The 9457-nt window shown below is 55.9% G+C and carries 3 protein-coding genes; all 3 read left to right on the forward strand.

Going from position 1 to position 9457, the window contains the following annotated elements; translation table 11 throughout:
* From CFERDRAFT_RS06800 to CFERDRAFT_RS06810, 3 genes are read left to right on the forward strand one after another with little or no spacing between them, the layout of a single operon-like run.
* Nucleotides 1-5184, forward strand: coding sequence for a non-ribosomal peptide synthetase (locus CFERDRAFT_RS06800; RefSeq protein ID WP_006366479.1), 5184 nt, complete (start codon nt 1-3; stop codon nt 5182-5184).
* Nucleotides 5181-8717 (forward strand): AMP-binding protein, encoded by a 3537-nt coding sequence (locus tag CFERDRAFT_RS06805; RefSeq protein WP_006366480.1) that lies wholly within the window; start codon nt 5181-5183, stop codon nt 8715-8717. Before CFERDRAFT_RS06800 ends, CFERDRAFT_RS06805 begins: the two co-directional genes overlap by 4 nt.
* Nucleotides 8714-9424 carry a 4'-phosphopantetheinyl transferase family protein gene (locus CFERDRAFT_RS06810; protein ID WP_050770651.1) on the forward strand — a complete coding sequence of 237 codons (711 nt, stop codon included), beginning with the start codon at nt 8714-8716 and terminating at the stop codon, nt 9422-9424. The genes CFERDRAFT_RS06805 and CFERDRAFT_RS06810 overlap by 4 nt, the downstream gene beginning before the upstream one ends.
* Nucleotides 9425-9457: the final 33 nt, after the last annotated feature.

Genomic DNA, 9457 nt, shown 5'->3' on the forward strand with positions numbered 1-9457 from the left:
ATGTCCATAACATCGCTTCTTGCCGAGCTCTCGGCACTTGATATACAGCTCAGGGTTGAAAACGGTACCCTCTGTTTTGATGCTCCCGAGGGCGTTTTCAGTGACGATATCCGCCAGAAAGTGCTGGAGTCAAAGCCGGAACTCATTGCATACCTGCAAGAGGAGTGCGCAGAAGGTGAGGAGCCACTGACGGACAAGGAGCAGCGGCTTGCCGCTCTCTGGCGTGAATTTCTCCGGAGTGATGTGCGCAGTCGTAACGACGATTTCTTTATTCTCGGCGGACACAGTCTTCTGCTCATGCGGCTGGTTCACCGGGTTGAAGCCTCCGGACTCGGAACCATTGATCTTGCAGCAGCGATTGCTGCGCGTACACTCGGAAAAATGGCTCTCCTGATTGATGCTGACGACACCGCTCCGGCCACCTCTTCCCCGGCTCAAAGAGGTGAATCATCTTCAGCCACCGGTACGGAACTCCCCGTTATCTCCGGTACCGATCCTGCGGAGTGTTCCTGGCCCCGTGAAAGCTCACTTGCTGTTTTGTGGCAGCGTGCCAGAGAGCAGTTCCATGATCTTCCCGCTCTCATCTATCGCAATGAATCCTGTAGCTATCAGGAGCTTGATGAGTGGTCCACAGCTCTTGCGTCCGGACTTTCGGCAGCGGGTGTCCGGCCGGGAAGCACCGTGGCACTTGCCCTGCAGCGCAAACCTGAAGCAGTTGCCGCACTGCTCGGTGTGCTGAAATGCGGAGCAGCCTATCTGCCGCTGGATGAGAAACTGCCTCCCCTGCTGGTCAGGGAGCTTCTCGATACGTGTGATGCCCGCTGGATCATCACGGACCGGCGTACCGGTGAACGGTTCTTTGCAGAGAAGGGTTTCGGTGATCCGGGAGGTATCAGGCTGCTTGATATTGAAGAGCTGAAGCGCGATGCAAGCGGTAGCGCTCTTCCGGAACTGCATGGAGGTTACGGTGACAAACCGGCTTACATTATGTTCACTTCCGGTTCAACGGGTGAGCCGAAGGGGGTAATCATTCCGCACCGAGGCGTAAGCCGTCTTGCCTTTGACCAAAGAGTGCTCTCGCTCCGGCCGGGAGAGGCTATGGCGCAGACCGCGCCCTTCGGTTTTGATGCTTCTACCCTCGAAATATGGAGCACGCTCCTGAACGGCGCAACGCTTGTATTCATTGAGGATGCTCTGTTGATGGAGCCGGAGCTGCTCGGCAACTATCTTCAGGAGAAGCGTATCTCTGCCATGTGGCTGACCGCCGCACTCTTCAACCGGATCGCTGACCACGCTCCCCTTGCATTCAGGCCGCTTCGCGTTGTATTAAGCGGCGGTGAAGCCATGAGCATTCCGCATGTTAAAAAAGTGATGGAAGCCTCTCCGGCACTAAAGGTTGTTAACGGATACGGCCCCACCGAGAATACAACTTTTACGGCTGTCCACACCGTTCGTCCGGAGGATCTTTCCGGCAGGAGTGTGCCGATCGGGACCCCCATTGCCGGAACAAGGATCTATCTCCTTGACGACGCCATGCGCCCTTGCGGAGCCGGTGTTATCGGTGAACTCTATGCTGCCGGAGAGGGCCTTGCAATCGGCTACGCCGCAGGAGAGGATCTTGACGCGAGGGTCTTTGTAACTCACCCCGATAATCCTGAAGAGCGGCTTTACCGCACCGGCGATCTTGCACGATTCAGAGAGGATGGTCTGCTTGAGTTCTGCGGCCGCAGGGATGGCCAGATCAAGCTGCGCGGTCACCGGGTTGAGCTCCCGGCAATTGAAGCGGTTCTCTCCGGGTGCAAGGGGGTAAACGATTCACTGGCCATGGTGAATGGCAAGGGGGAAGGGATGGAGCTGGTCGCCTTTGTCTCCTCATCTCAACCTGATGAAATGGCCTGGCGAAATCGTATTGCCGAACGGTTGCCCCTCTATATGATGCCGGCCCGTTTTATAACCTTTGAGCACTTTCCGCTCAATGCAAACGGCAAAAAGGATCGTGCTGCTCTCCTGGAGATGCTGAGGGAGGAGCCGGAGGATTTTCCCCTTTCAAACAACGAGGAACGGCTCTGGATCTTGCAGCAGCTTACTCCGGCAACGGCACTCTACAATGTTCCGCTCTCTTTTGCCATAGAGGGTGAACTTGACTCAGCGGCATTCAGCCGTGCACTTCTCTCTCTTGAAAAGCGCCATCATGCGCTGCGGCTTGTCATTCGTCCGGGAGATGATGCAAATCCCGATCTGCGACACCACCTGCTTCCTCCCGGAGGTGTTCTGCCTCAAACCGTTGAATGCAGACTCTCCGCCAATCCGGAAGCTGAAGCTGACCGGCGGATGCAGGAGGAGATCAGCCGCCCTTTCCGTCTTGAAGCCGAAGCTCCGGTCAGGACCTTTCTTTTCAGGCTGGGTGAAGAGCAGTGGCGATTTTTGATGGTCATGCACCATATAGCCTGCGACGGATGGAGCCTGAACATCCTTCTCGACGATCTTGCCCGCTTCTACGATTATGAAAGAGGGTTCTCCTCTGCTCCGCCTTCTCCGGCAGAGTTCTCTCTTTGGGATTATGTTGCTGCAGAGAAGAGGTTTCTTGAGAGCAGGGAGGGCCGGGAGCTTATACTGCGCAGGGTTCAACGACTGACTCCCCCGCCGGAACCGCTCGATCTGCCCTCTGACCGGCAGCGGCCCGCAACCCGCAGCTACGAGGGTGCAGCGGTTGATATCCGGTTTGATACTACGGTCAGTCGAGGGTTGGACCGGCTTGCCGGAGAGAGAGGCGTTACCCCCTATGTCATGCTGCTTGCTCTCTCGGAGCTGCTTCTTTACCGCCTCTCCGGTTACAATCGGAGAGAACCGTTTGCTTTGGGAGCCCTCTCATCCGGACGTGAGGGGAGCGAGATGGCCGATCTTGCCGGTTTTTTGGTCAATACCCTGGTGCTCCCCTGCCGGATAGAGCCCGATCAGAGCTTTCTTGATCATCTTGCCTCGGTCAACCTTGAGTGGCAGGCCGCACTCTGTGATCAACAGTGCCCCTTCGGCCGACTTGTCGACAGCCTGAATCTGCCAAGGGATCTCTCCCGCAATCCGCTTTTTGATGTTCTCGTAGCCTGGCAGGATATTCTTCCCGAACCCCCCCGACTTTCAGGTCTGGAGACCCGGACATATAAGGCCAGCCTGCCGTTTGCAAAGTTCGATCTTGCATTCAATTTCTTGAAGCGGGATGGTACCATAGAGCTCTTTCTCGAGTACTCGACAGAGCTTTTTGAAGAGGAGAGCGCTCTACGGATCGTCCGGCGCCTTGAGGCGCTTGCCCGTTCTGTCATCGCCAGGCCAGGAGAAGCGGTTTCGGCACTGGATATCTGGATTCCGGGCGAGAGAACAGAGGTCATAGATGGCTTTAACAATACCGCTGTCTCCCTGCCGACACACCGTTCGATTATTGAACCCTTTCTTGAGATCTCGGCCACTCATGCCACTGAGCGTGCGGTGATCGCTCATGACGGAATTGCACAGAACTACCGCACTTTTGCCCGCCGGTCCGCTGCCGTGGCAGCTCTGCTTGAAAGCAGCGGTCTCGGTCGCGCTGAAGCGGTCATCATGCTGCTCCCCCGTTCAGAGGATATGCTTGCCGCAATATTCGGCATTTTGATGGCCGGAGGGGTCTATGTTCCCCTTGACGCAAGCCACCCCGCCGAGCGTCTTGGTGACATGCTCGAGGAGTTTCGAAACCCCCTTGTTCTCGTTGATCAACCGCTGCCGGCGGTATTGAGCGCGCGTTGCCGGGCCATTATACTTCCTTCGGCCCATGAAGCGGCTGATCCGGTCTCTCGTGCCGATCCTGATGATCCGGCCTATATCATCTTTACCTCCGGCTCAACCGGCAGGCCGAAAGGAGTTGTGATTGAGCATCACGCGGTTCTCAACCGTATTCTCTGGATGCAGCGCACGTTCCCGATCGGCACCGGTGATGTTATCTTGCAGAAAACACCGGTAACCTTTGACGTTTCAATCTGGGAGCTCTTCTGGTGGTCATGGACAGGAGCAGCAGTTGCCATGCTCAGGCCGGGTGCGGAGAAGGATCCCGAAGAGCTGGCGGCAGCAATCAAAAAGCACGGGGTGACGGTTATTCACTTTGTTCCATCGATGCTTGCCGCTTTTCTTGACACCCTTGAGAGCCGTCGTATCGAGTTTTCGAGCATAGCGAGCCTCCGGCTTGTTTTTTCAAGCGGTGAAGCGCTTGATCGGAGCCTGTCTGAACGCTTCAACCGGCTTGTTTATGATCGCTCCGGTGCCGAGCTTCATAATCTCTATGGACCGACCGAAGCAACCGTAGATGTGAGCTGGCAGTGCGCATCACCCTGGCGGGGAGAGAGCGCCGTCTCAATTGGTCGTCCCATTGCCAACACCTCGCTCTATATTCTTGACGGGAGGCACCATCCGTTGCCGGTTGGTATTCCGGGTGAAATTGCCATTGGCGGCGTGCAGGTGGCCCGGGGTTATCTGAACAGACCGGAACTCACTGCAGAACGGTTTATTGCCGATCCATTCACCCCCGACGGACGGCTCTATCTGACCGGTGACCGTGGTCGATGGCAGCCTGACGGGAGCATTGCATACCTTGGGCGTTCCGACTGGCAGGTTAAAATCCGCGGTCAGCGAATTGAGCCCGGAGAAATTGAACATGCTCTTGAAACGCACACAGATATAGTCCGGGCTGTTGTTGTTCCTGTATCAAACCAGGGGCTGGATGAACTGCATGCGTGGATTCTCTGTGACGGATCGGTCGAACAGGGCGAAGTGCGCCGTTTTCTCAGGGAGCAGCTCCCGGAGAGTATGATTCCAGCCCGGTTTATTCTGCTCAGAGAGCTCCCGTATACCCTGAGCGGAAAACTTGACCGCAAACAACTCATGCAGCGCTCCCAGGCCCTGCTGAGCAAAAGAGCGAAGCCCACGTCAGACGGTCTCAGGCAGGAGAGCAGCGAAGACGGGCATACAGCAGTGCAGAGTCTTTTCAGTATGGATGAAGATGGAGAGTCCCTGAAACTCAGACTCCTCTTCAATACCGGCATGATTTCAGCGAAAGAGTCGGCAGAAATGGCTCTCAGCTTCTCTTCAATGCTTCGGGAGATAGCCGGCCTCCAGGAGGTTTTGCAATCCGGATTGCCAAGTCAACGTGATCAGCACCCATGAAAATTGCAGATTTCATTTTTGAAGATCCATCCTCAGCAGTAATATCGGGCGATCTGCTCTCCGATGCAGGCGACGGCTGCCGGAATATTGCTGCACGTTTTTCGGAAATGGCGCTTCGTCATCCCCTGCGCACCGCCGTGGTTGATGAAGAGGGCTCTATCAGCTATGGCGAACTTGATGATCTCTCAGACAGAATCGCCAGGTTTGTAATCGAAAGGAAGCTGCCCAGGGAGAGCCGGATAGGAGTCATGATCGGACGTCACCGCCTCTTTATAGCCGCCCTGCTCGGCACTATTAAAGCCGGGTGTGTCTACCTTCCCATCGATCCTACCCTGCCGCTGGAACGACGCAGAAAGCTGCTTTCGATAGCCGGTGCCGCTGCACTGATCAGTTCTGCCCGGAATGCCGGTGAGATGCAGCAGCTTGAGTGGCTCTCTCCATCGCTTCAGTTCAGCCTCACACTCGACAGCGATGACGTTGATTCACTGGTTGAAACACCCGGAGAGCTTATGTCCACCGAGCTGTGGGACCATATCGCCTCATCTGCGGCTGATGATATTGATGCCGGGGGGTGGAAAAGCGCATTTACGGGCCTTCCGTTATCACCTGAAGCCATGGCCGCATTCGGCAGCAATGCCCGCAATAAAATAGCCCGTCATATCAAAGAGGGGGCCCGTGTCCTTGAAATAGGGTGTGCATCGGGCTTCAGTATGCGCTACATTGCTCCGCTCTCTGCATCCTATCTGGCCACTGATCTCACCCGGTACAATGCCGAGCGGGTTGAAGTTGCCGCCAGGAGTCTCGGCCTGACGCAGGTGACCGGCCGTCATCTGGCCGCTCATGACATTGACATCCTTCCTCCGGGCAGTTTCGATCTCATTGTGATGAACAGCGTTATCGAGAGCTTTCCCGGTTACGGCTACCTCCGGATGGTGCTCGACAAATCGATGAAACTGCTCGCTCCGGGAGGGACACTTTTTCTCGGTAATCTGTGGAATCTCGATCGACATGATGCATACCTCTCCGATCTGAGGGATTTTGCCCGTCTGCACACCGATGAGGGTTATGCTACCAGAAGCAATCTGAACGGAAGTTTTTTCGTCCCCTTTGAGTTTTTCAGTGACTGGGCTGCCCGGCGTCCGGAAAAACCCTCTGTTTCACACTCAGCCGTCGATGCACCGGGTTTCGACCCGGCACCCTATGCTTTTGATGTTGTGATCACTCTTGATGCTCCTGGCGAGTCTGCACCATCCGCTTCCGCCCGAAGGGCGCCACTCCATTTTGACCGAAGGGCCCTCTTTTCTGATTATCCGGCCTTTTCCGCTTCGCCCGGGAGCGAGCTGACCCCCGCTCATGCGGCTTATCTCATTTTCACAAGCGGCACAAGCGGAACACCGAAGGGTGTGCTTGTAGAACACGGACCGGTCATCAATCTGATCAATGCCATTGAACATGAGATCTATACTCCCCTTTCGGCAAGGATTGAAGCGGAGTTTCTGAGGATAAGCTGCTGCTTCTCCTTTGCTTTTGACGGCTCGATACATCATATCTTTACGACCCTGCTCAATGGCCACTCCCTCTTTATTCCCGAAGAGGAGACCCGGCAGGACCCGGAGGCTCTGCACCGTTTTTTTCAGCAGCACCGGCTGCATGTTGCCGATTCAACCCCGACTCTTTTTGCCCTGCTGCTTGACTACTGGGAGAAGAGTGGAGCGTGGAGTTCCGTCAACTCGTTTATTCTTGGCGGAGAGAGTTTCTCTTCGAGCCTTGCGGAGCGTTATTTTGCACTCCCGGGAGTTGCTGAACGTGAGATATGGAACGCCTATGGTCCCACAGAGAGCTGTGTCTGTGCTTCACAATACCGGATGAGTGCCGATAGCTGGAAGAGGCACCTGCCTCCTCCAGTCGGAACGCCCCTCCAGGGAGTTGATATAAAGGTGTGTGATGATGCCGGACGGACGCTTCCGGTCGGTATCCCCGGCGAGATCATGATCGGCGGAGCGGGGCTTGCCCGGGGATATATCAACGAAGCGGAGCTTACTGCTGCACGCTTTGTCTGCGATGAGAACGGAAAGCGGTGGTACCGGACGGGAGATATCGGCCGCTGGATTCAGCCGGGCCTCCTTCAATTTACGGGACGCGAAGACCGGCAGGTGAAGGTTCGGGGCTACCGGATTGAACTGTCGGAAATCGAATCCGCACTCAGGGCATCCCCTCTGGTTCGCCATGCTGTGGCGGTTGTGGCCGATCCCCGTCAGGATGGTGACAGGATTCTGGTGGCCTATGTTGTCCCGGCACCCGGATTTGATGCCGCAGGATGCAGGGCCGATCTTGATCTCTCCCTTCCTGCCTGGATGATGCCGACCCTGATTGTCGAGATTGATGAGCTTCCCCTCAACAGCAACGGAAAGCTTGATGAGCAGAGGCTGCCCTCTCTGCAAACCAGGGGATTATTGAGCCGGAACAGCGCGCCACGTTACCCCTTCACCAGGGATACAGAACGCAGGCTCGCCTCGATCTGGCGGAGCATTCTTGATGTTCAGGTGGACTCCGCTGACGATGATTTTTTTCTTCTTGGAGGCCACAGTGTTCTCGGTGTGCGGCTGGTATCCCTCCTGGATGCTGAATTCGGGGTGAAACTACCTCTCGCAGAGCTCTTTACTTCGACAACAATCTCAAAAATGGCTGACCGGATAGAGGCAAAACAGGTCGCCTCAACGTGGAAATCGGTTGTTGCCCTCCACAGGGGCGGTAAACAAACACCGATTGTCTGCTTTCATCCTGTCGGAGGCAATGTATTATGTTACAAGGGCCTTGCCGATGCGCTCGGAGCAGAGTGGCCAATCTACATGGCACAGGCATCCGGTCTTGAAGCCGGACAATCCCTTCAGCCCACGGTTGAGGCCATGGTTGCCGGCTATCTTCATGATCTGGCTGAATTACTGGAGCCCGATCAGCCGCTTATCATGCTTGGATGGAGTTTTGGCGGTCTGCTCGCCTGGGAGGCTGCATGCCAGCTTCGCCGGATCGGGTTCACCATTGATCGGGTCATTGTGCTTGACGGTATTGCCTCCTCCGATCCGATCCGCATCATGCTTCAGATGGATGAAGCCGAGTTCATTGCTACCATGTTCGACGAGATGGGACTCGGAAGTGCCGGGTTTCTGCGCACACTGAGTCCTGAAGAGCGTCTTGACAGGCTTGTGCTTCATGAACGGAGCAGCGACTATCTTCCGGAAGGTATTGATCGTGATCATCTGAGGCGTCTGCTTGCTCTTTTCCAGAACAACGGTTTGGCAGCCCTTCGCTACCACCCCCGAAAAAGCGACGAAGAGCTGCTGCTCATCCGCCCGAGAGTTCCTTCAAGCCAGGCTCCCGGTATTCCGGGTGACGACTATAACGGATGGCTTCCCTATGCAGGTGGCGGAGTAGAGCTTCGCTGGATCGAAGGGACGCACGGCCAGATGCTGCAGCCTCCTTTTGTCGAAGAGCTTGCCGGCCATATTTGTGATACTATTCTGAAGAGCTTATGAGCAGATATAGTGAAGATGCCGTCATGTTATGGACGCATGACCTTCAGCGTCTGGAGCTCACTCCGCCGGAGTGGGTTGAGCTGCTTGATGATGAGGAACGGGCGCGTGCTCTCAGGTTTCGACACGAGCATGACCGCATTGCCTATGTTGCCGCACATGCCCTGCTCCGCCTTGTTATCGCCAACAGGATCGGCCTCTGTCCCTCTGCACTCATTATCTCCCGTGACAGCTTTGGCAAGCCATTTCTCGACATGGATGAGTGCCGTGGCATTGATCTGAGCCTTTCCCATACAAAGGGCATGGTTGCTGTTGCTCTCAGTAATGCAGGGAGAGTGGGTGTTGATGTAGAGGAGGTTGATCATGAGCAGGTTCCCCGCAGTGATCTGGCGGCATACGGGTTGAGCGCTGAAGAGAGAGGGCGGCTGGAATCGATGGGCAGTGCTGAACGCTCTGAGGCATTTATTGAACTCTGGACAGCCCGCGAGGCTGTCGCCAAAGCAGACGGACGGGGGCTCTCCCTCCCCTTCTCCTCAATCCTGATTGATTTTTCTGCCAGCGTGGCGGCCACGATTGAAGGTGACGACAAACCCTCCCGGCACTGGCGTTTGTGGCGTGAAGAGCCATCACTGCGCCACCGTCTGACCCTGGCATGGTCCGGTGAGCGAGGAGAGGTTATGAGAATGAAAGATGAGTTGCCCCTGTATTGAGAAACGGATTCAACCGGCTCTATTGCTGTAAAC

The organism is Chlorobium ferrooxidans DSM 13031, assembly GCF_000168715.1.
In the GTDB taxonomy this organism is placed as follows: Bacteria; Bacteroidota; Chlorobiia; order Chlorobiales; family Chlorobiaceae; genus Chlorobium; species Chlorobium ferrooxidans.

Bases quoted from the DNA above. Each gene is read 5' to 3' on its own strand.
- CFERDRAFT_RS06800 (WP_006366479.1), top strand. From the start codon at position 1: ATGTCCATAACATCGCTTCTTGCCGAGCTCTCGGCACTTGATATACAG.
- CFERDRAFT_RS06805 (WP_006366480.1), top strand. From the start codon at position 5,181: ATGAAAATTGCAGATTTCATTTTTGAAGATCCATCCTCAGCAGTAATA.
- CFERDRAFT_RS06810 (WP_050770651.1), top strand. From the start codon at position 8,714: ATGAGCAGATATAGTGAAGATGCCGTCATGTTATGGACGCATGACCTT.